Below are 25,562 nucleotides of genomic sequence, written 5' to 3'. Positions count from 1 at the left end.
CCGGCTCGTCGCGCTAGTCGCGGCCGCCGCCACCGCCGCCACGGCCGGGCCGGTCGTTCCCGCCGCCGTTGTTGCCGTCGCCGGGCCGGTCGTTTCCGCCGCCGCCGTTGTTCTGGTCCGGCTGCGGTTCCGGCTGCGGCGGGACGTACGGCGTGCCGTCGGAGATGTAGATCGTGACGGTGCTCCCGGAGCCGATCGACGAGCCGGAGCCGGGGCTGAGGTAGGCCACGGTGCCGTAGGGGCTGCTGGAGGAGACCATCGGCCCGATCACCGGGGTCAGGCCCGCCTCACGCAGCACCCGGGCAGCGTCCTCCGGGGAGTAGCCGTAGACGCTCGGCACGGTGACGGTCTTGCCCTTGATCGTCGTCGGGTCGGGGGAGCTGAAGTCCTTGTCGGGCAGCCACTGCTGGACGACCTTCATCGCGTCGCCCCACATCGGGCCGGCGTTGGTGCTGCCGGCCGCCCGGCTGATGTAGGAGCCGCCGACGACCTGGCCGTTGAGGGAGACCCACTCGCCCTTGCTGTTGGCGCCGGCGATCATCGACGCGGTGGCCAGGTTGGGCGTGTAGCCCATGAACCAGACGGCCATGTTCTCGTTGATCGTGCCGGTCTTGCCCGCCGACGGCTGGCTGAGCCCCAGGCCGGCGTTGTAGCCGAACCCGCCGGGCTCCTGGACGCCGCGCAGGACGTCGTTGACGGCGTCGGCGACCGCGCGCGGCATCACCTGCTTGCAGGTCTTGGGGTACTCCTTGAGCAGCTTGCCCTTGCTGTTGAGGATCTCGGTGACCGGGCGGGGCTCGCAGAACAGGCCGCGGCCGGCGAACGTGGCGTAGGCACCGGCCATGGTCAGCGGGTCGGTGTTGGTCACGCCGAGCGTGAACGGCGGGTAGACCTGCTCCTCGGGCACGTCGACGCCCATCGACCGGGCGAGCTTCACCGGGTCGCACAGACCGGTGCGCTGCTCGAGCTGGGCGAAGAAGGTGTTCACCGACTTCTGGGTGCCGGTGTAGAGGTCGAAGGTGCCCGACCCGGTCGAGTTCGACGGGGTCCAGTTCTCGGTGCTCTGGATCGGCCCGTCACAGCGGCGGAAGCTGCTGATCGGCAGCGAAACCGTGTCGGGAGAGCTGATCTGCGTGGACAGCGAGATGCCCTGCTTGATCGCGGCGGCGAGCACGAACGCCTTGAACGTCGAGCCGGCCTGGAAGCCGTTGGCGTCGCCGTACTGCGCGGGCACGACGTAGTTGAGGAAGGTCTCGCCCTTCTTCTTGTTGCGGCCCATCGGCCGGGACTGGGCCAGCGCGCGGACCTCGCCGCTGCGCGGGACGACCATCGCCAGCCCGCCGATGGCCTGGTCGGTGGGGTAGACGTGGTTGCGGACCGACTCGTCGGCGGCCTGCTGGAAGCGGGGGTCGATCGTGGTCTTGATCGTCAGGCCGCCGGAGGTGAGCAGCTTCGAGCGCTCCTCGACGGTGCGGCCGAGGTCCTCGTCGGCGAGGAGGTACTGCTGGGTGTAGTCGCAGAAGAACGGCGCGATCGACGAGACACAGCCGTTGCGGGAGGGGGTGATCTTGAGGCCAAGGCCCTTGGCCTGCACCTTCTCGGCCTCGCCGTCGGTGATCACGTTGAGCTGGGCCATCCGGGCGAGGACCACGTCGCGGCGCTGCTTTGCCTCGTCGGGGTCGTTGGTGGGGTCGTAGGCGGTGGGGTTCTTCACCAGCCCGGCGAGCAACGCGGACTCGCGCAGGTTCAGCTTCTTGGCGCTCTTGGAGAAGTAGTGCCGGGCCGCGGCCTCGATGCCGTAGGCGCCGTCGCCGAAGTAGGCGATGTTGAGGTAGCGCTCGAGGATCCAGTCCTTGGAGTACTTCTCCTCGAAGGCGATCGCGTAGCGCAGCTCGTTGATCTTGCGCTCGTAGGTGTCGGCGGTGGCGGCTGCGACCTCGGCCTTGGTCTCGGCCTGGTTGACCAACGTCATCTTCACCATCTGCTGGGTGATCGACGAGCCGCCCTGCACCACGCCGTTGCTGGCCTGGTTGGTGATGAACGCGCGAAGCGTGCCCTTCAGGTCGAGCGCGCCGTGCTCGTAGAAGCGGTAGTCCTCGATGGCGATGATCGCCTTCTGCATCGTGGGGGAGACGTCGTCGAGGGAGACGTTGACCCGGTTCTCGTCGTAGAACGTCGCCAGCACGCTGCCGTCACGGGCCAGCACGCGGGTGCGCTCGGCGAGGGGTTCGGCCTCGAGGTCGGCCGGCAGGTTGTCCATGCTCTCGGCCACGTTGCCGGCGGCCAGGCCGGCCACCCCGGCGAACGGGATCACGAGCCCGGCCACGAGCAGGCCCATGACAGCCGACACCGCGGCCATGACACCGAGGTGGGAGAGGACGTTGGCGAGCCCGAGACCGTTGTCTCCACGTGCAGACATGGCTCCAAGGGTACGGGACCGCGCCGACAGGCCCTCCTAGCCGAAATCAGCGCGGAAATCACGCGTTTCGACAAGGGCGTGTCGGGCCACAGCGCCGCCGGAATGACCCGAAGGAACTAGCCCGTGACCATGGCCTCCGGAAGGCCGCGTGCGGCATGGTCGACGTACCGCGGTTCCACGCGACTCCTGTGACTTGAGAGGTCCTTCGGCCTCGGCGAGTAGTTATTTCGGACTATGCGAAGTTGCTCCCTCTGTGTCTGTTTCGCACCCGCCCGCCGCTCTTAACTTTGGGGTGAGGGTTGACTCACCCGTCCGCAGGGGAAGCGGGCGGAACGCATCTCGGAGGGACGCGACCATGACATGGAACGAGGACTGGGCCACTCAGGCTCTGTGCAACCAGACCAAGCCTGACGAGCTCTTCGTGCGCGGCGCGGCCCAGAACCGGGCCAAGCAGCTGTGTGCCGGCTGCCCGGTACGCACCGAGTGCCTGGCCGAGGCCCTCGACAACCAGATCGAGTGGGGCGTGTGGGGCGGCATGACCGAGCGTGAGCGCCGGGCGCTGCTCCGCAAGCGGCCCAACGTCACGTCCTGGCGGCTGCTGCTCGAGACCGCCAAGGCCGACCACGTCGCCGGCACCGGGACCCGGATCTCCGTCAGCGCCTGAGCCGAGAGTCGCGCGGCACACCCGCCCCAGGACGGCCGGGCGCGGGCTCAGCCCGCGAGCAGGTCGCCGACCTGCCGCAGCCCGTCGAGGTCGTGCACGTCGGTGGACAGCGCCGGCACCACCGCCGTCGGCACGTGCGGGTGTGCGGCGCTGAACCGCTGCCGCAGGTGTGACTCACGTGCCACGATGCGCAGCCGGTCCGCGTGCAGGCGCAACAGCCCGGCGGTCAGGGCGGCCGAGCTCTCGCCGGCCTCCTCCAGCCGTTCCGCGGCCGCCACGGCCTGGTCGGCGGACAGGCCGCTCTCGGTGACCCGGCCGGCCCGGTTCACCACGAGCCCGGCCAGTGGCATGCGTTCGCCGGCGAGCCGCTCGACGAAGTACGCCGCCTCCCGCAACGCGTCCGGCTCCGGAGCTGCGACCACCACGAACGCCGTACCCGACGCCTGCAGCAGCGCGAACGTCTGCTGGGCCCGGGCGCGGAACCCGCCGAACATCGTGTCCATCGCGGCGACGAACGTCTGCATGTCCCGCAGGATCTGGGCACCGAGGACCTTCGTCAGCGCGTTGGTGATCACCGACAGCCCTGCGGTCATCAACCGTGCCGGACCTCGCGCGGGGGCGAGCAGGATCCGGATGAACCGGCCGTCGAGGAAGCTCGAGAGCCGCTCGGGGGCGTCGAGGAAGTCCAGCGCGGACCGCGACGGCGGGGTGTCGACCACGATCAGGTCCCACTTGCCGGTCCTCACCGCGTCCTTGTGCAGCTGGCCGAGCTTCTCCATCGCCATGTACTCCTGCGTGCCGGCGAAGGAGCTCGAGAGCACCTGGTAGAAGGGGTTCGCCAGGATCTGCGCGGCCTTCTCGGGGCTGGCCTGGCTCTCCACGACCTCGTCGAAGGTCCGCTTCATGTCCAGCATCATCGCGTCGAGGGTGCCGGTGCCGGTGACGCCCGGGACCGGCCGCGGGGTGTTGTCGAGCTTCTCGATGCCCATCGACTGTGCCAGCCGGCGGGCCGGGTCGATGGTGAGCACGACCACCTTGCGGCCCCGCTCCGCGGCGCGCAGCGCGAACGCAGCCGAGGTCGTGGTCTTGCCGACGCCGCCTGACCCGGTGCACACGACGATCCGGGTCCTCGGGTCGTCGAGGAGCTCGTCGACGTCGAGCCGGGGGGCCTCCTCCGGCTTCGCGGCCAGCGGGCCGACGCGCCGGGTGGACCGGCCTCGGGTGCTCACATGCCCTCCTCTGCGCTCCGGTGGGTCCCGTTCATGCCAGCCTCTGCTCGCACAGGTCGGCGGCGAGCTCGTAGAGCCCACCCAGGTCGATCCCGTCGGCGAGGCGGGGCAGCTCGTACGTCGGCAGCCCGAGCTCGGCGATCCGCTCGCGCTGCTCGTCCTCCAACGCCCGGCGCTCGGCGTGCTCGCGGGCCTCGACGAACAGGCCGTCGACGACCTCCGGCGTCGCGGCGACCCCGGCCCGGTCGAGGTTCTTCTCGACCTGGTCCCGCGGCAGGTCGCCGGCCAGCGCCTGACGGCGGGCCTCCTCACCCAGGTCGTCGGCACGGACCATGTTCACGATCACCGCGCCCACGGGAAGGTCGCCTGCCCGCAGCTCGGCGATCCCGTCGGCGGTCTCCTGCACCGGCATGTCCTCCAGGACCGTGGTCAGGTGCACCTTGGTCCGGGGCGAGCGCAGCAGGGTCATGATCGAGTCGGCCTGGCTGCGGATCGGTCCGACCTTCGCCAGGCCGGCCAGCTCGCTGTTCACGTTGAGGAACTGAGCGATCCGCCCCGTGGGGGGTGCGTCGAGCACGATGGCGTCGTACTGGCGGTCGTTCTTGCCGCGCTTGTTGCGGTAGGCGGCCTCGTAGACCTTGCCGGTGAGGAGTACGTCGCGCACGCCGGGCGCGATCGTCGTCGCGAAGTCGATCACGCCGAACTTGTCGAGCGCGCGGCCGGCGCGGCCGAGCCGGTAGTACATGTCGAGGTACTCCAGCAGCGCGGACTCGGCGTCGATCGCCAGCGCGTAGAGGTCGCCGCCGTCGTCGGGGCCGCTGGCGATCCGGGTCTCCTCGTAGGGGAGCGGAGGTACGTCGAACAGCTGGGCGATGCCCTGACGGCCCTCCACCTCGGCAAGCAGCACCGTCTTGCCGCGGGAGGCGAGGGCGAGGGCGAGCGAGGCCGCCACGGTCGTCTTCCCGGTGCCGCCCTTGCCGGTGACCACGTGCAGCAGCACGTCGTCCCAGCTGGCCTGGTTCGCCGATGTCGATGCCACACCTGGAGCCTACGCGGCGCGTGGGTGCACCGGCAGGCGGTCGCGGCACGGCACCTGTGCGAAACCGGCACCTGGACAGGCCTGGTGTGTGGCGAGCCGCCATGCCGCTCAGGCTCGGCCCGTGGCTAGGATCACAGCACCGACCCCCCGCCGTTGCGACGGGGGTGCAGGCACGTCGAGGGAGGACTTGTGGACAAGGTCGTCGCAAGCGCCGCGGACGCAGTCGCTGACATCAGCAGCGGCTCGTCGCTGGCCGTAGGTGGATTCGGGTTGTGCGGGATCCCGTCAGCGTTGATCGAGGCGATCTTGGAGCAGGGCGCCGACGAGCTCGAGGCGATCTCCAACAACTGCGGCGTCGACGAGTGGGGCCTGGGCCGGCTGCTGTTCGCCAAGCGGATCCGCCGGATGATCTCCTCCTACGTCGGCGAGAACAAGGAGTTCGCGCGGCAGTACCTCCACGGCGAGCTCGAGGTCGAGCTGACCCCGCAGGGCACGCTCGCCGAGCGGATGCGCGCCGGCGGCTCGGGCATCCCGGCGTTCTTCACCGCCACCGGTGTCGGCACCCAGGTCGCCGAGGGCGGCCTGCCGTGGAAGTACGACACCGAGGGCAACGTGATCGTCTCCTCCCCCGCGAAGGAGGTGCGCACCTTCGAGACCGCCGAGGGACCGAAGGAGTTCGTGCTCGAGCAGGCGATCGTCGCGGACTTCGGCCTGGTGCGGGCCTGGAAGGGCGACCGGCACGGCAACCTCGTCTACCGGCAGTCCGCGCAGAACTTCAACCCGCTGGCCGCGATGTGCGGGCGGGTGACCATCGCCGAGGTCGAGCACCTCGTCGAGCCCGGCGAGATCGACCCGGCGGAGGTGCACACCCCGGGGGTCTACGTGCAGCGCGTCGTCGCGCTCACGCCCGAGCAGGCGGCGGACAAGAAGATCGAGAAGCGGACCGTGCGGCCGCGCGGGGAAGGGGCCTGACATGGCGTGGACGCGTGAGGAGATGGCGGCCCGGGCGGCCTCGGAGCTGACCGACGGCAGCTACGTCAACCTCGGCATCGGCCTGCCGACCCTGGTCCCCAACTACGTCGCAGACGACGTCGAGCTGGTGCTGCAGTCCGAGAACGGCATCCTCGGCGTCGGGGCCTACCCCGTCGAGGGCGAGGAGGACCCCGACCTGATCAACGCCGGCAAGGAGACCGTCACCCTGCGGCGCGGGGCGTCGTTCTTCGACTCCGCCACGTCGTTCGGGATGATCCGCGGCGGCAAGATCGACGCCGCGATCCTCGGCGCGATGCAGGTCTCGGCCGGGGGTGACATCGCCAACTGGATGATCCCCGGCAAGATGGTCAAGGGCATGGGCGGTGCGATGGACCTGGTCCACGGCGCGAAGCGTGTGATCGTGCTGATGGAGCACGTCGCCAAGGACGGGTCGTACAAGATCGTCGACGAGTGCTCGCTGCCCTACACCGGTCGCGGCGTCGTCCAGCGGATCATCACCGACCTGGGCGTCATCGACGTCACCGCCGACGGCCTGAAGCTCGTCGAGCTCGCTCCGGGCGTGACCGAGGAGGAGATCCGGGAGAAGACCGAACCCCCGCTGCTCTGAGCGGGCGCCGTCACAACGGTTCAGCTGAGCGGTTGTGACGTCGGTTTCCGGGTCGGGGCCGTCACAACGGTTCAGGTGAGCTGTTCTGACGTCGGTTTCCGGGTCGGGGCCGTCACAACGGTTCAGCTGAGCTGTTGTGACAGCGGGGATCCCACCTCACACGTCGGGGTGGTGGGTGGCCAGGCGGTAGGAGCCGGCGTGGAACACCAGCGGCTCGCCACCGGCGGCGGCGTAGGACTCGACCTCGCCGAGGAACACCACGTGGTCGCCGGCGTCGACGGCCTGGGTGGTGCGGCAGACGAAGTGGGCCACGACGCCGTCGAGCACCGGCGGCGCGTCCTCGGGGCCGGCGGCGAGCACGACGCCCTCGAACTTGTCCGCGCCCGAGGTCGCGAACTGCCGGGACAGGTGGTGCTGGTCGGCGGCGAGCACGTTGACCACGAACCGCTCGGCGGCCTGGTACGCCGGCAGCGACGGTGACCTCTTGGCCGCAGCCCACAGCACCAGCGGCGGGTTGAGCGAGACCGAGGTGAACGAGTTCGCGGTCATCCCGACCGGGCGGCCGTCGGTGTCGCGGGTGGTCACCACGGTGACGCCGGTGGCGTACTGGCCGAACGCCCGGCGCAGGTCGCGCACGTCGAACCGGGCCCGTTCCTGCTCGAGCTGCTCGGCGAGGAACCGGTCGGCGCGTTCGGGGTCGAACCACCACGGCCCGAACAGCAGCGGGTCGTCGAAGCCGGCCACGATCCTGGCCGCGACACCGGGGTGCTGGGCGGCCGCGGCGACCACCCGTTGCTGGTGGGCCTGCGCCGGCTGCAGCCAGGAGTTCGTCCAGGCCGTCGCCCAGCGCGCCCAGCCGCGCCAGAAGTTGTCGAAGGTGCGCTGCATCCACCCGGCGTCGAACGGTCCGTCGTGGGCGGTGATCGCCTCGAGGTAGAACGACGCCGACTTGATCGCGTTGTTCGAGCCCTGGCTGGTCAGCGGGTCGTTCAGGACGACCGCGTCGGCCATGCCCAGCACGCTCGCCCCGGTTGGCAGGGTGGCGACGGGACGTCGTACGACCGGGGTGAACGAGCCGCGCAGCGTGGCGTGCTCGTCGGTGAGGGCGGCGTGGCGGACCCGCTCCGCCTCCGAGGGGAAGTGCTCTGCCAGGGCCTGCCTCAGCCGGGCCAGGTGCTCCTCGTCGTCGGACACGTCCTGCCACAGGTCGAGCGGGCCGCCGGGCACGCCCTCCACCACGTAGATGTCGCACGGCCCGTGCACGCTCAGCGCGGGCAGCGTGAAGCACTCACCGACGCCCTCGATCGCGTGGTAGCGCAGCGCCGGCCCGTCGGCCGGGGCCACGCCGTGCAGGTAGGTCAGCGAGACGCAGCGCTGCGGGGAGGAGTACGGCGAGCGCGCGGGGTCGTCCTCGAACAGGCCGCCGAGCTCACCGCGCCCCGTGGAGACGATCACCAGGTCGTGCGTCGCGGCGAGGTCCTCGAGGTCCTCGACCTTCGCGTTGCGCACGACCACCTTGCCGCCGAGCCGGGCGATCTCCTCGAGCAGCGCAGGCACCTTGATCCGCAGGTCGACCGACTGGGCCGGCCGCTCGAGCTCCACGCCGAACGCGGTGCGCGTGCCGTCGAGCCGCTGGACGTCGTACTCCATCCGGCGCAGCGGAGGCGCCGACGGGAGCAGCGCGGTGATGCCCAGGGCGGTCTCCACCTCGAGGGCGGACTCGAAGGTGACCTGGCTCGACATCACCGGGCCCGACCGGATCTCCTCGGCGCTGCGCCCGGAGACCAGGGTGACGTCGTACCCCTGCTCGAGCAGGCCGAGAGCCAAGGTCGTGCCGGCCGGTCCGGCACCGACGATGGCGATTCTGCGAGAAGGCATGCAGCCATCTTGACACCGCGTCCTGATCGACCGGCCGGTCCGGCTCAACGCCTCCCGAGCGCGTGCAAGACGGCCGGCCACGCCGCCGACCCTGGATCGACAAGGTCCATGTGGCCGGCGCCGGCCACGACGTCGAGCGAGACGAACGGGTGTGCCGCGGCGAGCCCGCGCGAGACCGACAACGGCACGTCCTCGTCCTCGGTGCCGTGAACGACGCGCACCGGGCAGCGGGGTTGTGCTGCCAGCCGGGTCATCGGGTCCGCGGCGGCGTAGGCGTCGGGCACGTCGTCCGGTTCTCCGCCGAGCAGCGCCTGGGTGGCGCCGCCGCCGAGCCCCAGCCGGGCCGCTGCCCGTAGGTCGGCCACCGGCGCGAGCCCCACGACGAGGTCGAGCTCGTGGCCCTGGTTGGCCAGCCACAGCACCAGGTGCCCGCCCGCGGAGTGGCCCACGACCGTCGTACCGCTGGTGGCGACACCGAGACCGCGCAGAAGCCCGGGGATCGCGGCGACCGCGGCATCGACGTCCGCCGCGGTCGTGGGCCAGCCGCCACCGCCACCCACCCGGCGGTACTCCGGCGTCGCGACCACGAAACCCTCGGCGGCCAGTGCCTCGGCGGCCGGCCGCGTGTGCACCCGGTCGTAGGCCTGCTTCCAGAACCCGCCGTGCACGAGCACCAGCACCGGTGCCGTTCCCCCTCCCGCCGGCAGGTGTACGTCGAGCACCCCGTCGTCGTGGGCGGCGTAGCGGACGACCGCGTCGGGGAGCCGGGACATGGCCGACACCGTAGTGGCCACCGTCACCGTGCTCGAGGTGCGACACCGGCCCGTCCTGGGTAGAACTGTCCAGAACCCCGAATCAACCCTGGAGGTCGAACACCCGTGCCCGACACCCCGACCGCCCCCGAGACCGCACGGGCGGACAAGCGCACCGGCTCCCTGATGCCGGCCCCCCATGTCTTCCTCCCTGCCGCGGGCCTGCTGCTGGTCTTCTCCGTGCTCGCCGCGGCCATGCCCGGCCGGATGGGGGACTGGATCGGCAAGGCGAACACCGCCGTGGTGACCGACCTGGGCTGGTGGTACGTCCTCGCGGTCACCGGCTTCGTCGGGTTCGCGGCCTGGCTGGCGCTCTCGCCGATGGGCAGCATCCGGCTCGGCAAGGACGGCGAGGAGCCCGAGTTCGGGGTGAAGTCCTGGTTCGCGATGTTGTTCGCCGCCGGGATGGGCATCGGCCTGGTGTTCTGGGGTGTCGCCGAGCCGTTGAACCACTTCGCGTCCCCGCCGCCGGGCGTCGAGGGCGACCAGGCGACGCTGGCGCGCAACGCGATGGACGTGACCTTCCTGCACTGGGGCCTGCACGCCTGGGCGATCTACGTCGTCGTCGGCCTCGGTGTGGCCTACGCGGTGCACCGCAAGGGTCGGCCGGTGTCGATCCGGTGGGCCCTCGAGCCGCTGCTCGGCAAGCGGGTGACCGGCTTCTGGGGCGACCTGATCGACATCATCGCCGTCGTCGGCACCATCTTCGGTGTCGCCACCTCGCTCGGGTTCGGTGTCACCCAGATCGGTGCCGGCCTGGAGTACCTCGGCGTCATCGACACGGCCACCAACACGATCCTCGTCACCCTGATCGTCGTGATCACGCTGATCGCGCTGACCTCGGTGGTGACCGGCATCGACAAGGGCATCAAGTGGCTGTCCAACATCAACATGGGAGTGGCCGGCCTGCTGATGGCAGCCGTGCTGGTGCTCGGCCCGACGGTGTTCCTGCTCAGCGACTTCGTCCAGCAGATCGGGTCCTACCTGCAGAACTTCCTGCGGCTGTCGTTCAACACCCTCTCCTTCCGCGGTGAGGAGGGGCAGGCCTGGCTGGCCGGCTGGACCACCTACTACTGGGGCTGGTGGATGAGCTGGGCCCCGTTCGTCGGCATCTTCATCGCCCGGATCTCCCGCGGCCGCACGGTCCGCGAGTTCATCGCCGGGGTGCTGCTGGTGCCGACCCTGCTGACCTTCCTGTGGTTCTCGATCATGGGCGGCTCGGGCCTCTACCGGGAGATGTTCGGCGAAGGCGGCCTCGTCGGCGCGGAGGGCGCCGTGTCCACCAACACCGCGCTCTTCGAGCTGCTCGACGGGCTCCCCGCCGCAGCTCTTCTCAGCGTCGTCACGATCTTCCTCATCGTGATCTTCTTCGTGACCAGCTCGGACTCCGGCTCGTTCGTCGTCGACATGATCGCCTCCGGCGGCGACCCGAACCCGCCGGTGTGGAGCCGCGCGTTCTGGGCCGGGCTCGAGGGCGTGATCGCGGCGGTGCTGCTGGTCGCCGGTGGCTTGGCCGCCCTGCAGACGATGGCGATCCTGGTCGCTCTTCCGTTCAGCGTGGTGATGGTGCTGATCGTCTTCGCCACCACCCGGGCGCTGATGGCCGAGCACCGCGTGATCACGCGGCGGCGCGAACGGGCGCTCGCCGAGCGGATCGCCGACCACGTGAGCGGAGAGCAGGAGATCGGGGGTACGGCGGCCACCCCGGCCGACACCGCCCCCGCCACCACCCGCTGACCCGGCTAGCATCGCCAGCATGACGAAATGGGAATACCTGACCGCACCGGTGCTCGTGCACGCCACCAAGCAGATCCTCGACAACTTCGGTGAAGAGGGCTGGGAGCTGGTGCAGGTGGTCCCGGGGATGAACCCGGAGAACCTGGTCGCCTACTTCAAGCGCCCGAAGCAGTGAGCACCCCCGAGGAGCGGCTCGCCGAGCTCGGCCTGGCGGTGCCGGAGGTGGCCAAGCCGGTCGCGGCGTACATCCCCGCGGTTCGCAGCGGCAACCACGTCTTCACCTCCGGGCAGCTGCCGATGCGCGAGGGTCAGCTGATCGCCACCGGCAAGGTGGGTGGTGAGGTGACCCCCGAGGAGGCCGTGGAGTGCGCCCGCCAGTGTGCGCTCAACGCGATCGCGGCCGTGCGCGCGGAGGTTGGCGAGCTGTCGAACGTGAAGCGGATCGTCAAGGTCGTCGCGTTCGTCGCCTCGACCCCCGACTTCACCGGCCAGCCGGGCGTGGCCAACGGCGCCTCCGAGCTGCTCGGCGAGGTGTTCGGTGAGGCCGGCCGGCACGCCCGCTCCGCCGTCGGCGTGCCGGTGCTGCCGCTGGACGCGCCGGTCGAGGTCGAGCTGGTCGTCGAGGTGTGATGGACGTCCTGCGCGAGCTCCCGCCGCACCTGGCCGAGCAGATCCGCGGGTTCCTGGACGGCACGAGCACACCCGCGGAGCCGCGCAACGCCGCCACCATCGTGCTGATGCGCGAGGGGCAGGAGGCGGCGCCGGGTGCGCTGGAGGTCTACCTGCTGCGCCGCCACCTCGACATGGCGTTCGCCGGCGGGATGGCGGTCTTCCCCGGCGGCGGCGTCGACCCGCGCGACTTCGACCATGCCGTCGACTGGGTCGGCCCGACCCCGGAGGAGTGGGCCGGGCGGATGGGCGTCGAGGTGCCGCTGGCGCGGGCCCTGGTGTGCGCGGCCGTGCGGGAGACGTTCGAGGAGTCCGGGGTGCTCTTCGCCGGGCCCACCGCGGACAGCATCGTCGAGGACACCACGGGCGCGGACTGGGAGGAGGACCGCCGCCGCCTCGAGGCCCGGGAGCTGTCCTTCACCGACTTCCTCTCCCAGCGGGGGCTGAAGCTGCGCTCGGACCTGCTCGGGGTGTGGGGCGCATGGCTCACCCCGGTGTTCGAGCCGCGCCGCTACCTGACCTGGTTCTTCGTGGCGGAGCTGCCCCCGGGGCAGGAGACCCGCGACGTGTCCACCGAATCGGTCGAGGTGACCTGGCTGTCGGTGCGCGACGCGATCACCGCCGCCGACGAGCAGCAGATGCTCGTGCTGCCCCCGCAGTACTGCACGTTCCTCGAGCTCTTCGACCACGCCACCCCGCGTGAGGCGATCGCCGCGGCCGCCGAGCGCGACCTGGCCTGTGTCGAGCCGACCGGGTCGGTCGACGGCGACCGGGCCTACCTCGAGCTCCCCGGCCACCTCGTAGAGCTGGCCGAGCAGGTCGCGGGGAAGCTGCGCGCGTGAGCTGGGCCGGCGGCTCGTTCGGCGAGCGGGCGCGCTGCGTGCTCGCCCCCAACCCGAACATCATGACCCTCGACGGCACCAACACGTGGGTGCTGCGCGAGCCCGGCGGCCGCCGTTCGGTGGTGGTCGATCCCGGTCCGGAGATCGTCGAGCACCTCGACACCGTCGCTGACCTGGCCGGTCCGGTGGGCGCCGTACTCCTCACCCACGGGCACGCCGACCACTCCGAGGCGGCGCGCTCGTTCGCCGAGCGGATGGGCTGCGGGGTCCGCGCGCTCGACCCGCACCACCGACTCGGCGGGGAGGGGCTGGGCGACGGCGACGTGGTCGAGGTCGACGGGCTCGAGGTGCACGTGGTCGGGACGCCGGGCCACACCTCGGACTCGCTGTCGTTCGTGCTGCCCGCCGAGCGGGCGGTGCTCACCGGCGACACCGTGCTCGGCCGCGGTACGACGGTCGTGGCGCACCCGGACGGACAGCTGGGGGCCTACCTCGACTCGCTGCACCGGTTGCACGCGCTCGCCGAGGCCCACGAGATCACCGCGGTGTGGCCCGGCCACGGGCCGGTCATCGCCGACGCCCTCGGGGTGCTCGACTACTACCTGGCTCATCGCAAGGAGCGGCTCGAGCAGGTCCGTGAGGCGCTGCGTCACCTCGACCCCGACCGTGCCGACCTGGCACGGGCGGTGGTGGAGCGGGTGTACGCCGACGTCGACCCGGTGCTGTGGGGGGCCGCGGAGCTCTCGGTCCGCGCCCAGCTGGCCTACCTCCGCGGCTGACGGAGTCCGGTCAGCGGGCGCGCCGCCCGAGACGCTCGATGTCCATGATCACGACCGAGCGGGGCTCCAAGCGCAGCCAGCCCCGGGAGGCGAAGTCGGCCAGCGCCTTGTTGACCGTCTCGCGCGAGGCGCCGACGAGCTGCGCGAGCTCCTCCTGGGTGAGGTCGTGGTGCACGTGGATGCCGTCGTCGGCGGTGCGGCCGAACCGGTCGGCGAGGTCGATCAGCGCCTTCGCGACACGGCCGGGCACGTCGGAGAACACCAGGTCGGCGACCACGTCGTTGGCCTTGCGGAGCCGGCCGGCGAGCTGGCTGAGCAGGCCGCGCGCCACGCCGGGGCGGCCCTCGAGCCACTTGAGCAGGTCCTCGTGGGAGAGCGAGTAGAACGAGGTGTCGGTGACCGCGGTGACCGTCGCCGAGCGCGGGCCGGGGTCGAACAGCGAGAGCTCGCCGAACATCTGGCCGGGGCCGAGGATCGCCAGCAGGTTCTCACGCCCGTCGGAGGAGGTGCGGCCGAGCTTGATCTTGCCGTCGATGACGATGTAGAGCTTGTCGCCCTCGTCGCCCTCCCGGAACAGGACCTCGCCGCGGCGGAGCTTCGTCGTGCTCATCGACGCTCGAAGGGCGGTGGCAGCCTCGTCGTCGAGCGCACTGAAGAGAGGTGCCTGACGCAGCACGTCGTTATCCACGAGTTCCTCCTCGTCACGCCAGGCGCTCTACCCGGCGGTTACTCACGTCACAGTCTGACGCATTGACCTGGGAATTCGCCAAAAATGGCCGCTCTGCGAGCCCCGTACGATGTGGGCGTGCCTGACACCGCCCTCGTCCGCCGCGCCCGCAAGATCAACCGGGTCCTCGCCGAGACCTACCCCGAGGCGCGTTGCGAGCTGGACTTCGACAACGCCTTCGAGCTGCTCGTGGTCACGGTGCTCTCCGCGCAGACGACCGACAAGCGGGTCAACGCGGTGCGCCCGGCACTCTTCGCCGCCTACCCCGACGCGGTCGCGATGGCCGCCGCCGAACGGGAGAAGCTCGAGCAGCTGATCCAGCCGACCGGGTTCTTCCGCGCCAAGACCGAGTCGCTGCTGAAGCTGTCGCAGGCCCTGGTGGAGAGGTACGACGGTCAGGTGCCCGGGCGACTGGAGGACCTCGTCACGCTGCCCGGCGTCGGCCGCAAGACCGCCAACGTCGTGCTGGGCAACGCCTTCGGCGTCCCGGGCATCACCGTCGACACCCACTTCGGCCGGCTGGCGCGACGGTTCGGGTGGACCACCGAGACCGACCCGGTCAAGGTCGAGCACGAGGTGGGTGCGCTGTTCCCCAAGCGGGACTGGGTGATGCTGAGCCACCACCTGATCTGGCACGGCCGCCGGATCTGCCATGCCCGCAACCCCGCCTGTGGTGCGTGCCCCGTGGCGCGCTGGTGCCCGGCGTACGGCGAGGGGCCGACGGACCCGGAGAAGGCGGCCAAGCTGGTGCGCACCGAGGGGCGCGGGTGAGCCGGAGCCGTCCCGGGCGGGCGCTGTTCGCGACGGCCGCCGCGGCCGCCGTACTGATGCTCGCCTCCTGCGCGCCCGCCGGCGACGACGGGACAGGTCGCGGCTTCACCCCGCCGGCGGTGGACGTCGACGTCGACACCCCGGCGCTGCGAGCGGCGAAGAAGGCCGCGGGGATCGCGGACTGTCCGCAGCCGGACGGTCCGACCCCGCAGGCCGAGGAGCCGATGCCGGACGTGACGCTGCCGTGCCTCGGCGGCGGCGACCCGGTCGACCTGACCGAGCTGCGCGGCCCGATGGTGATCAACCTGTGGGCGCAGTGGTGCCCGCCGTGCCGCGAGGAGCTGCCGTACTACCAGGAGCTGCACGAGCGGGCCGGGGACCGGCTGACCGTGCTCGGCGTCGACCACCTCGACACCCGCCCCGAGCTCGCGATCGAGCTGCTCGCCGAGACCGGCGTGACCTACCCCAGCCTCGCCGACCCGGCGGGGGAGCTGCGGGCGCCGTTCCGGGTCCGGGGCCTGCCGGGGATCGTGTTCCTGGACGAGGACGGCGAGGTGGTCGCGGTGGAGTTCGTCGTGATCGAGTCCTTCGACCAGCTCGCCGACCTGGTCGAGACGCACCTCGGTGTCTCTGTCGGGGCCGCTGGGTAGGCTCGGCAACGTGTCAGAGGTGACGACGGAGCCGGCGGGGCACCCGGTCCTGCCCGAGTGGCTGGAGCCGATCCGTCGCGGCGCGATGAGCATCACCGCCGACGAGCTGACCCGGTTCGTGCCGCCCGAGGACGCCGACACCCGGCGTGGCGCGGTCCTGATGCTGTTCGGAGAGGGTCCGCAGGGTCCCGACCTGCTGCTCACCGAGCGCGCCCACGACATGCGCTCCCACCCCGGCCAGGTGTCCTTCCCCGGCGGGTCGATCGACCCCGAGGACCCGACCCCCGAGCACTGCGCGCTGCGCGAGGCCGAGGAGGAGACCGGGCTCGACCCCGACGGCGTGGACGTCTTCGCCCAGCTGCCCGAGCTGTGGCTGCCGCCCAGCAACTTCGCCGTGACCCCGGTGCTCGGCTACTGGCGCGAGCCGACCGAGGTCCGGGTGGTGGACCCGCGTGAGGTGCACAGAGTGCTGCGCGTGCCGGTCGAGGAGCTGGTCTCGCCCACCCACCGGGTGCGGGTGCGCCATCCCTCGGGCTGGCTGGGCCCGGGGTTCCTGATCGGCGACGACAAGGACCTCCTGCTCTGGGGGTTCACCGCCGGGATCATCGCGCGGCTGTTCGACTTCGTCGGCTGGTCCGAGCCGGGCGACCCGGGTCCGATCCGCGACCTGCCCCCGCACATGCTCGCCGTCCCCCGGGAAGCCGACCGCCGGGCGATGCCTGCGCCCAACACGAACTTCCGAGAGCGGTGAGGTTGCCCCTGTGACGCAGCAGTGAACGTCCTCGACTGGATCCTGGTCGTCGTCGTCCTCGCCTACGCCGTCTCCGGCTACTGGCAGGGCTTCATCTCCGGGGCATTCGCAACCGCCGGTCTCCTGATCGGCGGTTTCCTGAGCGTGCTGTGGCTGGTGCCGCAGCTGCTCGGCGACGCCGACCCCTCGCTGTGGGTCTCGCTCGGGGCACTGTTCGTGGTGCTGCTGTCCGCGTCGGTCGGGCAGGCGGTCTTCCAGTACGTCGGCACCCGGATCCGCGACCGGATCACCTGGCAACCCGTGCGCGCGGTCGACGCCGTGGGCGGTGCGGCGCTGAGCGCGGCCGCCGTGCTCGTCGTGGCCTGGGTGCTCGGTGTCGCGGTCAGCGGCTCCGCGCTGCCGGGGATCAGCACCCAGGTGCGCTCGTCGACGGTGCTCGGTCAGGTCGACGAGGTGATGCCCGACGAGGCCGACGAGGTCCTGAAGGCGTTCAACGAGGTCGTCGGCTCCAGCTTCTTCCCGCGCTACCTCGAGCCGTTCGCACCGGAGCGGATCATCGAGGTCGGCCCGCCGTCGGACAAGATCGCGCGCGACCCGCAGGTGCGGGCCGCGCGCGCCAGCGTGCTCAAGATCCGCGGGGAGAACAGCTGCGGCCGTGGCGTGGAGGGCACCGGTTTCGTGTACTCACCCGGCAGGATCATGACCAACGCGCACGTGGTCGCCGGCGTCGACGACCCGACGGTGCTGGTCGGCGAGCAGGAGGTCACCGCCCGGGTGGTGCACTACGACCCCGACCTCGACGTCGCGGTCCTCGCCGTCGACGGGCTCGGCCGGCCGTTCCTGCGCTTCGACAAGACCGCCGAGGCCGGTGACAACGCCGCGGTGCTCGGCTACCCCAACGACGGCCCCTACAACGTGCAGGCGGCCAGGATCCGTGGCGAGCAGCGGCTGCGCAGCCCCGACATCTACGGCAGCGGCACCGTGGTCCGCGAGGTGTTCTCGCTGCGCTCGCTGGTGCGGCCGGGCAACTCCGGAGGCCCGCTGCTGTCGGCCGACGGCCACGTGTACGGCGTGATCTTCGCGGCCTCGGTGACCGACCGGGAGACCGGCTACGCCCTGACCGCGGACCAGGTCGCCGAGAGCGCGGCACAGGGCCTGACCAACGACGCCGAGGTGGACACCGGCGACTGCGCCTAGCTCTCCGCGGGGTAGTGGCTCGCCAGCCAGGGCATCAGCACCTCGCCGAACGCGGTCGGGTCCTCCTCGTGCGGGAAGTGGCCGGTGTCCGGAATCACCCGGGCCTCGAACGGTCCGCTCACCCGGGACTCCGAGCGGGCGGTGCTGCCGGCCGGGACGATCGGGTCGTCGGCGCCGACCACCGCGCACACCGGCACGCCAAGCCGCGGCTGCATCAGCTCGGTGAAACGGCGGCCGTCCGCGCGGAACCGGGAGCGCACCAGCCAGCGGTGGTACTCCAGCGCGCAGTGGGCGGCGGGCCACAGCGCGAGCGCGTCGTGGTAGCGCTGCGCGGTCTCCTCGTCGGGGAAGTCCGACCGGGGGCTGCTCCAGCCGCGCAGGTGGTCGGCGACGTAGCTGCTGGTCTCCCGGGACAGCCGGCGCTCGGGGAAGAACGGTGCTTGCATCGCGAGCAGGTGACCCACCCCGGCGAGCGCTTGGCGGTTGCGGTACGACGCCGCGGGCCCGACCATCACCAGCGGATGTGGTGCGGCGACCGCGCACAGTCCGGCGACGTGCCGCTGGTGCATGGCCGCGGTCGCCCAGCCGACGTACCCGCCCCACCCCTGGCCGACGAGGACCGCCCGCCGCGCTCCGAGTGCCTTGATCACGCCGGCGACGTCCCCGGCGAGCGTCACCGGGTCGTAGCCGCGGGGCGGCTTGTCGGACCCGCCGTACCCGCGCAGGTCCATCGCGACCGCGCGGTAGCCGGCCTCGGCCAGCATCGGGAGCTGGGCCCGCCAGGTCCACCAGAACTCCGGGAACCCGTGCAGCAGCAGCACCAGCGGCGCGTCCGAGCGCCCTGCCGGTGCGGCCTCGACGACGTGGAACCGGGCACCGTTGGCGGTGACGTGCCGGTGCAGCCAGGGACCGGGTACGTCGACGACCCCGGCCGGGTCGGCGGGCAGGGCCACGTGGCCGGCTAGCCCCGCTTGAAGATGGTCTTGGCCTCCTGGGCCTGGTGGATCGCGCGCTCGGGGGCCTTCACCTTCTTCACCTGCTTGACCCCGATCATCGCCAGCAGGCCGGCGATGAGCAGGTACGCGCCGAAGACGATCAGGAAGCCCCAGGCCAGGTGCAGCCCGGTCATGGAGACGAAGTAGGCGAACGCGACCGACAGCATGATGACCGCGAGCAGCCCGAGGAACGCGGCGCCGGCGAACAGGCCGGCCCCGGCTCCGCCGTACCTCATGCTGACCTTGAGCTCGGACTTGGCCAGCGCGATCTCGTTCTGGATCAGGCTGGAGATGTCGCGGCTCGCGTCGGCGACGAGGCGACCGATCGTGGGCTCCTCGGTCTCCGCGGGCGCCATCGCACGCACGTCCGCGGTCGTCGGCGGGGCCGAGACGGCGGCGTCGGCGTTGCCGGTGGTGGTCGCGCGCGGGTCGGTAGCCATCGGTCCGTTCCTCGTCATCTGTGGTCCTTTCGCGGCGGGCGTCCGCTGTGGTCCAGCGGCCCCGTCACGGTGCGTGCCCCTGAGACTATCGGGCTAAACCCCGGGCCGGGCAGTGTGGCCCGCACCACGAGGTCACCGCCCCTGGTGGACCCGGTTGCGCCGGCCGAGGACGGCGCCGGCGATGACGGCGGCCGTCAGCGACCCGAGGAGTACGGCGGTCTTGGCCGACTCCGCCTCCGGGCCGGCGTAGGACAGCTCGGCGACCAGGAGCGCGACGGTGAACCCGACGCCCGCGAGCACCGCGACCCCGAACACCTCGCGCCAGGACAGCTCCTCGTTGAGCTCGGCGCGGGTCAGCCGGGTGACCAGCCAGGCACCGCCCATCACACCGAGTGGCTTGCCGACGACGAGGCCGAGGACGACGCCGACGACGATCGGGTCGGTGAGGAACGCCGTGTCGGCCTCGATCGCCACGCCCGCCGACATGAGCGCGAAGAACGGGACCGCGACGCCGGCGGACAGGGGCACGAGCCGGTGCTCGAGGCGTTCGGCGGGCGAGCGCTTCTCGCCCTCGTCGGGCAGCACGCGGGTCAGCAGGCCGAGCGCGACACCGGCGATCGTGGCGTGGACGCCGCTCTGGTACATGTACCACCACGCGACCAGCGCGACGGGCACGTACAACAGCGACGATCGCACGCGGTTGCGCTGCATCAAGGCGTACAGCGCGAGCGCCGCGGCCGAGCCCAGCAGCGGGGTCAGGCTCAGGTCGGAGGTGTAGAAGACCGCGATGATCACGATCACGATCAGGTCGTCGACCACGGCCAGCGTCAGCAGGAAGGCCCGCAGCTGGGTGGGCAGCGCGGAGCCGACCACGGCGAGCACGGCCAGTGCGAACGCGATGTCGGTGGCGGCCGGGATCGCCCAGCCGGCGAGGTCGCCGCTGCCGAGGTTGGCGACGGTGAAGATCACCGCCGGCACCGCCACACCGCCCAGCGCGGCGACCACCGGCACCAGCGCGTCGGCCGGCCGTCGGAGGGAACCCACCAGGAACTCGCGCTTCAGCTCGAGACCGGCGATGAAGAAGAACAGGGTCAGCGCCCCGTCGGCAGCCCAGTGCTGCAGGTCGAGCCCGGGGCCCTCGAACGGCACCCAGTGCCGCACGGTGTCATAGCCCTCGGCCCACGGCGAGTTGGCCCAGATGACGGCGAGAGCGGCGGCGGCCAGCACGATCGCGCCGCCGATCGCCTCGCGGCGCAGGAACGCGCCGAGGAAGGTGCTCTCGCCCAGCTCGGGGTCGGGGAAGAACTTCGGGCGGCGGCGCGTGAGCGGCATGGGCGTGGGTCCTTCGGGGTCGTCGGCTGTTCGACGCCGACCAGACTTCCCGGCACACCGTGTTGCTCGTCGTACACCCTAGCGGGCTGGTGGTGACGCGCTCCGGGCTGCTTGGCACGAAGAACCGGGACTTCGCACGGCATGTGCGCCGTGCAAAGTCCCGGTTCACCAGGTCAACATGGGAATCCGCCGAGGGCGGAGCTGGCTACTCGTCGCCGCCGGACTTGTTACCGGCAAGCCCCTCCTGGATCAGCGACATCACCGTCGAGTCGGCCAGCGTGGTGACGTCGCCGACCTCGCGGTTCTCCGCGACGTCGCGCAGCAGCCGGCGCATGATCTTGCCCGACCGGGTCTTCGGCAGCTCCTGGACGACCATGATCTGGCGGGGCTTGGCGATCGCGCCGATCTCCTTGGCCACGTGCGTGCGCAGCTCCTGGACGATCTCCTCGCCGCCGTCACCCGCGGACTCCCGCAGGATCACGAACGCGCAGACCGCCTGGCCGGTGGTCTCGTCGGTGGCGCCGACGACGGCGGCCTCGGCGACCTTCGGGTGCGACACCAGGGCGGACTCGATCTCGGTGGTGGACAACCGGTGGCCCGACACGTTCATGACGTCGTCGACGCGGCCGAGCAGCCAGATGTCGCCGTCCTCGTCGAGCTTGGCGCCGTCGCCGGCGAAGTAGCGGCCCGGGAACCGCGACCAGTAGGTGTCCTTGAACCGCTGGTCGTCGCCCCAGATGGTGCGCAGCATCGCCGGCCACGGCTCGGTGAGGACGAGGTAGCCGCCGTGGCCGTTCTCGACCGGGGTGCCGGTGTCGTCGACGACCTCCGCGGAGACACCCGGGATCGGGGTCATCGCCGAGCCCGGCTTGCCGGCGGTCACGCCCGGCAGCGGGGAGATCATGATCATCCCGGTCTCGGTCTGCCACCAGGTGTCCACGATCGGGCAGCGGTTGCCGCCGATGTGCTCGCGGTACCACATGTAGGCCTCGGGGTTGATCGACTCGCCCACCGACCCGAGCACGCGCAGCGACGACAGGTCGTACTTCGCGGGGATCTCGTTGCCCCACTTCATGAACGTCCGGATCGCGGTCGGCGCGGTGTAGAAGATCGAGACCTTGTAGTCCTGGATGATCTCCCACCAGCGGCCCTTGTGCGGCGTGTCGGGGGTGCCTTCGTACATCACCGAGGTGGTGCCGTTGGCGAGCGGCCCGTAGACCATGTAGCTGTGCCCGGTGACCCAGCCGACGTCGGCCGAGCACCAGTAGACGTCCGTCTCCGGCTTGAGGTCGAAGATCCCGTGGTGGGTGTACGCCGAGCCGACCAGGTAGCCACCGGTGGTGTGCAGGATCCCCTTCGGCTTGCCCGTGGTGCCGGAGGTGTACATGACGTACAGCGGATGCTCGGAGTCGAACGCCTCGGGGGTGTGCTCGGCGGACTGCTTGTCGACCAGGTCGTGCCACCACACGTCGCGGCTGTCGTCCCAGCCGACCTCCTGTCCGGTGCGGCGGACCACGACCACGTTGCGCACGTCGGGGCAGCGGCTCACGGCCTCGTCGACGGCCGGCTTGAGCGCGGACGGCGCGCCGCGCCGGTAGCCGCCGTCGGAGGTGATCACGACACGGGCGTCGCAGTCCTGGATCCGGCTGGCCAACGCGTCGGCGGAGAAGCCACCGAAGACCACGGTGTGCGGCGCGCCGATCCGGGCGCAGGCCAGCATCGACACCACGGTCTCGGGGATCATCGGCATGTAGATCGCGACCCGGTCGCCGGTCTTCACGCCGAGCTCGATCAGCGCGTTGGCGGCCTTGGAGACCTCCTCCTGGAGGTCGGCGTAGGTGATCGTGCGGGTGTCGTCGTCGGGCTCGCCGACCCAGTGGAAGGCGACCTTGTCGCCGCGGCCGGCCTCGACGTGGCGGTCCACGCAGTTGTAGGCGGCGTTGAGCTTGCCGCCGACGTACCACTTCGCGAACGGCGGGTTGTCCCAGTCGAGGACCTTGTCCCAGCGCTGGGCCCAGTCGAGACGCTCCGCCTGCTCCTCCCAGAACGCCAGCCGGTCCGCCGAGGCCCTCTCGTAGGCCTCCGCGGTGAGGTTCGCCGAGGCGGCGAGCTCGGCGGGAGGCTCGAAGCGACGCTCCTCGCGCATCAGGTTGGACAGTGTCTCGTCACTCACGTCGTCTCCTCGGTCACGGGTCGGTGATCGGCGGTGGGGTGCGGCCCTTGCCGCCACGATAGGCGCTCCGGCGGCCCGCGACGAGGGGGCGGCTGCGGGCGGTGGCGGCGCTGTCGACGTGCGGCAGGAAACGCACGACGAGCGGTCAGAGCGGGGCCGGCCCGCGGTCGAGGTCGACGGTCTCGGGGGTGTGCAGCCGCACCATCGTCCGGGACAGGTTCACCGGCAGCCGTCGGGGCGTGAGCAGCGAGACCACCACCATGGTCAGGAACGCCGCGGGCACCGTCCACGCCGCCGGGTGGGCCAGGAGCGCGCCCTGCCAGCCGGCGTGCACGTGCAGCAGCAGCGTGTCCGCCACCGCGATCCCCGACAGCCCGCCGCCGACGACCATCCCCGCGATCGCGCCGTAGTCGGTCAGCCGGCGCCACCAGATCCCCAGCACCAGCAGCGGGCAGAACGTCGATGCCGCGACCGCGAACGCCAGCCCTACAGCCCGCGCGACGCCGACGCTGTCGGCGAACACCGCGAGCCCCAGGGGTACGACGACCGCCACGACCGCCGCGGCCTGGAACGACCGGACGCCGCGGAACTGCCGTCCCATCACGTCCTGGCTGATCACCCCGGCGACGGCGATGGTCAGCCCCGAGGAGGTGGACAGGAACGCCGCGAAGGCGCCGGCGGTGGTGAGCGCCGAGAGCAGGTCGCCGCCGAGCCCGCCCACCATCCGGCTGGGCAGCTCGAGCACCACCGTGTCGGTGGCGCCGCTGGCGATCAGGTCCGGTGCGTAGAGCCTGCCGAGGGCGCCGTACACCGGGGGCAGGACGTAGAAGACGCCGAGCAGCGCGAGCACCACCAGCGTCGTACGACGGGCGGTCCGGCCGTCGGGGTTGGTGTAGAAGCGCACCACCACGTGCGGCAGGCCCATCGTGCCGAGGAACGTCGCCACGATGATCGAGTAGGTGGTGTACACCGGGTGGTCGCTGCGCGAGGCCAGCGGCGAGGTCCACACCGCGGTGTCGCCGCCCACCGCGTCGGCCGGCGAGACCGCGCCGTCGCCGACCCACACCGCGAGCAGGAACAGCACCGGCACGAGCAGCGCGGTGAGCTTGAGCCAGTACTGGAACGCCTGCACGAAGGTGATGCTGCGCATGCCGCCCGACATCACGTTGACCAGCACGACCCCGGCGACGATCGCGCCGCCGACCCAGTGCTCGGTCCCGGCCACCGTCGCGAGCGCGAGCCCTGCGCCCTGGAACTGCGGCATCAGGTAGAGCCAGCCGATCCCGACGACCAGCGCGGAGGAGAACCGGCGCACCGCGAGCGACTCCAGCCGGGCCTCGGCGAAGTCGGGCAGCGTGTAGGCACCCGAGCGCCGCAGCGGCGCGGCCACCAGGACCAGCAGGATCAGGTAGCCCGCGGTCCAGCCGACCGGGTACCACAGCATCTCGGTGCCGAAGGTGAGCACGAGCCCGGCGATGCCGAGGAACGACGCGGCCGAGAGGTACTCCCCGCCGATCGCGGAGGCGTTCAGCGCCGGACGCACCGACCGGGAGGCGACGAAGAAGTCGCTGGTCGTGCGGGAGAACCGCCAGCTGTAGGCACCGATCGCCAGCGTCGCCAGCGAGACCAGGACCACCGCGGTGATCCCGTACGACGAGCTCACCTGCCCGTCCGAGCCGGGGTCACGACCGCTCCACCACGTCGGCGAACTCCCGCTCGTTGTTCTCCGCCGAGCGGACGTAGAGCCAGCCGAGCAGCACCAGCAGCGGGTAGACGCCGAAGCCGAGCAGCACCCAGGCCAGCGGCATGCCGAGCACGTCGACCTCGTCGAGCGAGGGGAACAGCGCGTAGGCCAGCGGCACGCCGCCGACCAGCAGTGCCAGGGCCCCGACCACCAGGCCCGCCAGCCGCAGCTGTGCCCGCAGCAGCGTGCTCATGTAGATCTCGCCGAGCCGGGTCTGTGCGTCGATCTCGGAGCCGACGCTGACCCGCCGCGGCCGGCCCGCCGACGTGCGCGGGCTGGTGACGCGGACCCGGCGGACCGGGCCGGTCGGCTCGCTCATGCCCGGGAGCCGGTGCCGGGGCGGGACCGCCGGACCAGCAGGTCACGCAGCTGCCGGGTGTGCCGGCGGCTGACCGCGAGCTCCTCGCCGCCGACGATCACCGTGCACCGGCCGGAGTCCATCCGGACCTCCTCGACGTGGGCCAGCGCGACCAGCAGCGAGCGGTGGATCCGGACGAAGCCGGCATCGCGCCACTGCTCCTCCAACGAGCTCAGCGGCACCCGCACCAGGTGGCTGCCCTCGTCGGTGTGCAGCCGGGCGTAGTCGCCCTGCGCCTCGACGTAGCGCACCGAGCTGCGCGGCACGAACCGGGTGCGGCCGCCGAGCTCCACCGCGATCGTGTCGGTGTCCAGCGGCGTGGCCGGGGTGCTGCGGGCCTCGGCGACCCGGCGGACCGCCTCGGCGAGCCGGTCGTCGCGCACGGGCTTGAGGACGTAGTCGACGGCGTTGAGCTCGAAGGCGTCGACGGCGTGCTCGTCGTACGCGGTCACGAAGACCACCGGCGGCGGCTCCTTGAACCGGGCCAGCACCTTCGCCAGGTCCAGACCGCTGAGCCCGGGCATCCGGATGTCGAGGAAGACCGCGTCGACGTGCTCCTCCTGGAGAAGCCGCAGCGCCTCGGCGGCGGAGTCGGTGGTGAGTACGTCGGCCACCCGGTTGTCGCGGCCGAGCAGCCAGGCGAGCTCGTCCAGGGCGGGACGCTCGTCGTCGACGACGAGGACCTTCAGGCTCACTGGTCTACCTTCCTGAGGTCATCGCTTCTGGATGGGGCGGTGATGCACCCCGGGTGCCACC

25 protein-coding genes are annotated in these 25,562 nt (G+C 71.5%); 12 read left to right on the top strand and 13 right to left on the bottom strand.

Annotated features, from left to right (window positions below):
- Positions 1–13: 13 nt before the first annotated feature.
- Positions 14–2,419, bottom strand: a complete 2,406-nt coding sequence (locus ACYVIH_RS20970) for a transglycosylase domain-containing protein (protein WP_460871491.1) — start codon at positions 2,417–2,419, stop codon at positions 14–16.
- Positions 2,420–2,774: 355 nt separating this feature from the next.
- Here ACYVIH_RS20970 and ACYVIH_RS20965 point away from each other — a divergent pair, with 355 nt between their 5' ends.
- On the top strand, positions 2,775–3,083 hold the full coding sequence (locus ACYVIH_RS20965; RefSeq protein WP_460871490.1) for a WhiB family transcriptional regulator: 309 nt from the start codon (positions 2,775–2,777) through the stop codon (positions 3,081–3,083).
- A gap of 47 nt (positions 3,084–3,130) precedes the next feature.
- Here ACYVIH_RS20965 and ACYVIH_RS20960 read toward each other — a convergent pair whose 3' ends face one another.
- Together ACYVIH_RS20960 and ACYVIH_RS20955 are read right to left on the bottom strand one after the other, a co-directional pair.
- Positions 3,131–4,273 (bottom strand): ArsA family ATPase, encoded by a 1,143-nt coding sequence (locus ACYVIH_RS20960; protein ID WP_460871572.1) that lies wholly within the window; start codon positions 4,271–4,273, stop codon positions 3,131–3,133.
- 70 nt (positions 4,274–4,343) lie between these two features.
- Positions 4,344–5,351 (bottom strand): ArsA-related P-loop ATPase, encoded by a 1,008-nt coding sequence (locus ACYVIH_RS20955; protein WP_460871489.1) that lies wholly within the window; start codon positions 5,349–5,351, stop codon positions 4,344–4,346.
- 189 nt (positions 5,352–5,540) lie between these two features.
- Here ACYVIH_RS20955 and ACYVIH_RS20950 point away from each other — a divergent pair, with 189 nt between their 5' ends.
- Positions 5,541–6,323 carry a CoA transferase subunit A gene (locus ACYVIH_RS20950; RefSeq protein WP_460871488.1) on the top strand — a complete coding sequence of 261 codons (783 nt, stop codon included), beginning with the start codon at positions 5,541–5,543 and terminating at the stop codon, positions 6,321–6,323.
- 1 nt (position 6,324) lies between these two features.
- The gene (locus ACYVIH_RS20945) at positions 6,325–6,951 is read left to right on the top strand and encodes a CoA transferase subunit B (RefSeq protein ID WP_460871487.1); all 627 of its coding nucleotides are present in this window, start codon (positions 6,325–6,327) and stop codon (positions 6,949–6,951) included.
- Positions 6,952–7,107: 156 nt separating this feature from the next.
- Here the strand turns inward: ACYVIH_RS20945 and ACYVIH_RS20940 are convergent, their stop codons facing one another.
- Together ACYVIH_RS20940 and ACYVIH_RS20935 are read right to left on the bottom strand one after the other, a co-directional pair.
- Positions 7,108–8,829 carry a flavin reductase gene (locus tag ACYVIH_RS20940; RefSeq protein WP_460871486.1) on the bottom strand — a complete coding sequence of 574 codons (1,722 nt, stop codon included), beginning with the start codon at positions 8,827–8,829 and terminating at the stop codon, positions 7,108–7,110.
- Between the two features lie 44 nt (positions 8,830–8,873).
- Positions 8,874–9,602 (bottom strand): alpha/beta hydrolase family protein, encoded by a 729-nt coding sequence (locus ACYVIH_RS20935; protein WP_460871485.1) that lies wholly within the window; start codon positions 9,600–9,602, stop codon positions 8,874–8,876.
- A 105-nt stretch (positions 9,603–9,707) separates the two neighbouring features.
- On the opposite strand from ACYVIH_RS20935, the gene ACYVIH_RS20930 reads away from it, so the two are divergent.
- Genes ACYVIH_RS20930 through ACYVIH_RS20910 form a run of 5 tightly spaced genes read left to right on the top strand, consistent with a single transcriptional unit; the run spans position 9,708 to position 13,668 of the window.
- The gene (locus tag ACYVIH_RS20930; RefSeq protein WP_460871484.1) at positions 9,708–11,378 is read left to right on the top strand and encodes a BCCT family transporter; all 1,671 of its coding nucleotides are present in this window, start codon (positions 9,708–9,710) and stop codon (positions 11,376–11,378) included.
- Between the two features lie 19 nt (positions 11,379–11,397).
- Entirely contained in the window at positions 11,398–11,553 is a 156-nt protein-coding gene (locus ACYVIH_RS20925; protein WP_460871483.1) for a DUF4177 domain-containing protein, read from the top strand.
- A complete protein-coding gene (locus ACYVIH_RS20920; protein WP_460871482.1) occupies positions 11,550–12,008 on the top strand; it encodes a RidA family protein in 459 nt (152 codons plus the stop codon). The genes ACYVIH_RS20925 and ACYVIH_RS20920 overlap by 4 nt, the downstream gene beginning before the upstream one ends.
- A complete protein-coding gene (locus tag ACYVIH_RS20915; RefSeq protein ID WP_460871481.1) occupies positions 12,008–12,889 on the top strand; it encodes an NUDIX hydrolase in 882 nt (293 codons plus the stop codon). Before ACYVIH_RS20920 ends, ACYVIH_RS20915 begins: the two co-directional genes overlap by 1 nt.
- Positions 12,886–13,668, top strand: coding sequence for an MBL fold metallo-hydrolase (locus ACYVIH_RS20910; protein ID WP_460871480.1), 783 nt, complete (start codon positions 12,886–12,888; stop codon positions 13,666–13,668). Before ACYVIH_RS20915 ends, ACYVIH_RS20910 begins: the two co-directional genes overlap by 4 nt.
- A 10-nt stretch (positions 13,669–13,678) precedes the next feature.
- Here the strand turns inward: ACYVIH_RS20910 and ACYVIH_RS20905 are convergent, their stop codons facing one another.
- Positions 13,679–14,356, bottom strand: a complete 678-nt coding sequence (locus ACYVIH_RS20905) for a Crp/Fnr family transcriptional regulator (protein WP_460871479.1) — start codon at positions 14,354–14,356, stop codon at positions 13,679–13,681.
- 84 nt (positions 14,357–14,440) lie between these two features.
- Between ACYVIH_RS20905 and nth the strand changes: the two genes are divergently transcribed.
- From nth to ACYVIH_RS20885, 4 genes are read left to right on the top strand one after another with little or no spacing between them, the layout of a single operon-like run.
- Complete coding sequence (gene nth, locus ACYVIH_RS20900; RefSeq protein WP_460871478.1) at positions 14,441–15,166, top strand: endonuclease III; 726 nt, start codon at positions 14,441–14,443, stop codon at positions 15,164–15,166.
- Positions 15,163–15,816 carry a TlpA family protein disulfide reductase gene (locus tag ACYVIH_RS20895; protein ID WP_460871477.1) on the top strand — a complete coding sequence of 218 codons (654 nt, stop codon included), beginning with the start codon at positions 15,163–15,165 and terminating at the stop codon, positions 15,814–15,816. Before nth ends, ACYVIH_RS20895 begins: the two co-directional genes overlap by 4 nt.
- A gap of 10 nt (positions 15,817–15,826) precedes the next feature.
- On the top strand, positions 15,827–16,567 hold the full coding sequence (locus tag ACYVIH_RS20890; RefSeq protein WP_460871476.1) for an NUDIX hydrolase: 741 nt from the start codon (positions 15,827–15,829) through the stop codon (positions 16,565–16,567).
- Positions 16,568–16,588: 21 nt separating this feature from the next.
- Positions 16,589–17,764 carry a MarP family serine protease gene (locus ACYVIH_RS20885; protein WP_460871475.1) on the top strand — a complete coding sequence of 392 codons (1,176 nt, stop codon included), beginning with the start codon at positions 16,589–16,591 and terminating at the stop codon, positions 17,762–17,764.
- On the opposite strand, the gene ACYVIH_RS20880 is transcribed toward ACYVIH_RS20885, so the two are convergent.
- The 7 genes from ACYVIH_RS20880 to ACYVIH_RS20850 all read right to left on the bottom strand — a co-directional run bounded on the left by ACYVIH_RS20880 (position 17,761) and on the right by ACYVIH_RS20850 (position 25,501).
- The gene (locus ACYVIH_RS20880) at positions 17,761–18,717 is read right to left on the bottom strand and encodes an alpha/beta fold hydrolase (protein WP_460871474.1); all 957 of its coding nucleotides are present in this window, start codon (positions 18,715–18,717) and stop codon (positions 17,761–17,763) included. The two genes, ACYVIH_RS20885 and ACYVIH_RS20880, sit on opposite strands and share 4 nt — an antisense overlap.
- An 8-nt stretch (positions 18,718–18,725) precedes the next feature.
- Positions 18,726–19,199 carry a phage holin family protein gene (locus tag ACYVIH_RS20875; protein ID WP_460871473.1) on the bottom strand — a complete coding sequence of 158 codons (474 nt, stop codon included), beginning with the start codon at positions 19,197–19,199 and terminating at the stop codon, positions 18,726–18,728.
- A gap of 132 nt (positions 19,200–19,331) precedes the next feature.
- Positions 19,332–20,531, bottom strand: a complete 1,200-nt coding sequence (gene nhaA, locus ACYVIH_RS20870) for a Na+/H+ antiporter NhaA (RefSeq protein WP_460871472.1) — start codon at positions 20,529–20,531, stop codon at positions 19,332–19,334.
- Positions 20,532–20,736: 205 nt separating this feature from the next.
- The gene (acs, locus tag ACYVIH_RS20865; protein ID WP_460871571.1) at positions 20,737–22,677 is read right to left on the bottom strand and encodes an acetate--CoA ligase; all 1,941 of its coding nucleotides are present in this window, start codon (positions 22,675–22,677) and stop codon (positions 20,737–20,739) included.
- Between the two features lie 172 nt (positions 22,678–22,849).
- Positions 22,850–24,367: a sodium/solute symporter gene (locus ACYVIH_RS20860; protein ID WP_460871471.1), complete on the bottom strand. Its 1,518-nt coding sequence runs from the start codon at positions 24,365–24,367 to the stop codon at positions 22,850–22,852.
- Between the two features lie 19 nt (positions 24,368–24,386).
- Entirely contained in the window at positions 24,387–24,767 is a 381-nt protein-coding gene (locus ACYVIH_RS20855) for a hypothetical protein (protein WP_460871470.1), read from the bottom strand.
- The gene (locus ACYVIH_RS20850) at positions 24,764–25,501 is read right to left on the bottom strand and encodes a LytR/AlgR family response regulator transcription factor (protein WP_460871469.1); all 738 of its coding nucleotides are present in this window, start codon (positions 25,499–25,501) and stop codon (positions 24,764–24,766) included. The genes ACYVIH_RS20855 and ACYVIH_RS20850 overlap by 4 nt, the downstream gene beginning before the upstream one ends.
- Positions 25,502–25,562 lie beyond the last annotated feature (61 nt).

This window comes from Nocardioides pakistanensis, from assembly GCF_054781215.1.
This window is presented reverse-complemented; position numbering and strand designations above follow the sequence as displayed.

What these genes read in the sequence shown, in the direction of transcription:
- ACYVIH_RS20965 (WP_460871490.1), top strand. Translation starts at nt 2,775, where the DNA reads ATGACATGGAACGAGGACTGGGCCACTCAGGCTCTGTGCAACCAGACC.
- ACYVIH_RS20940 (WP_460871486.1), bottom strand. Translation starts at nt 8,829, where the DNA reads ATGCCTTCTCGCAGAATCGCCATCGTCGGTGCCGGACCGGCCGGCACG.
- nhaA (WP_460871472.1), bottom strand. Translation starts at nt 20,531, where the DNA reads ATGCCGCTCACGCGCCGCCGCCCGAAGTTCTTCCCCGACCCCGAGCTG.
- ACYVIH_RS20855 (WP_460871470.1), bottom strand. Translation starts at nt 24,767, where the DNA reads ATGAGCGAGCCGACCGGCCCGGTCCGCCGGGTCCGCGTCACCAGCCCG.
- ACYVIH_RS20970 (WP_460871491.1), bottom strand. Translation starts at nt 2,419, where the DNA reads ATGTCTGCACGTGGAGACAACGGTCTCGGGCTCGCCAACGTCCTCTCC.
- ACYVIH_RS20915 (WP_460871481.1), top strand. Translation starts at nt 12,008, where the DNA reads ATGGACGTCCTGCGCGAGCTCCCGCCGCACCTGGCCGAGCAGATCCGC.
- ACYVIH_RS20945 (WP_460871487.1), top strand. Translation starts at nt 6,325, where the DNA reads ATGGCGTGGACGCGTGAGGAGATGGCGGCCCGGGCGGCCTCGGAGCTG.
- acs (WP_460871571.1), bottom strand. Translation starts at nt 22,677, where the DNA reads ATGCGCGAGGAGCGTCGCTTCGAGCCTCCCGCCGAGCTCGCCGCCTCG.
- nth (WP_460871478.1), top strand. Translation starts at nt 14,441, where the DNA reads ATGGCCGCTCTGCGAGCCCCGTACGATGTGGGCGTGCCTGACACCGCC.
- ACYVIH_RS20875 (WP_460871473.1), bottom strand. Translation starts at nt 19,199, where the DNA reads ATGGCTACCGACCCGCGCGCGACCACCACCGGCAACGCCGACGCCGCC.
- ACYVIH_RS20925 (WP_460871483.1), top strand. Translation starts at nt 11,398, where the DNA reads ATGACGAAATGGGAATACCTGACCGCACCGGTGCTCGTGCACGCCACC.
- ACYVIH_RS20935 (WP_460871485.1), bottom strand. Translation starts at nt 9,602, where the DNA reads ATGTCCCGGCTCCCCGACGCGGTCGTCCGCTACGCCGCCCACGACGAC.